At 66.5% G+C, this 254-nt stretch carries 1 protein-coding gene; it reads right to left on the bottom strand.

Annotated features, from left to right (window positions below; all coding sequences use genetic code 11):
• On the bottom strand, nucleotides 1-254 hold a 254-nt coding region (locus R0J88_RS21815; protein ID WP_410901148.1), incomplete at both ends, for a fumarylacetoacetate hydrolase family protein.

Here is a 254-nt window from a genome sequence, read left to right as displayed (position 1 = left end):
GCATCAGGCTGGTATCCGCCTGCTGGCGCTGCTCACCGTCGATGGCGAAGCGATAGTGCAGCGCCTGGAAATCCACGCTGTGCAGCTCGCCATCGGCATCACGCCAACGCGGCCCTTCCAGCGCCACGAAGGAAGACAGCGGACAGCTGCCATCGAAGGCCTTGGCCAGCTCCCACGGCTGGCCCTTGGCCTTGAGCTTGCTCTGGCGCTCACGCAGGGTCAGGTCCAGTGCCAGCCCCATGCCGGCCAGTGCT

This window comes from Pseudoalteromonas sp. SIMBA_162 (genome assembly GCF_046535955.1).
GTDB classification, from domain to species: domain Bacteria; phylum Pseudomonadota; class Gammaproteobacteria; order Enterobacterales; family Alteromonadaceae; genus Pseudoalteromonas; species Pseudoalteromonas marina.
This window is presented reverse-complemented; position numbering and strand designations above follow the sequence as displayed.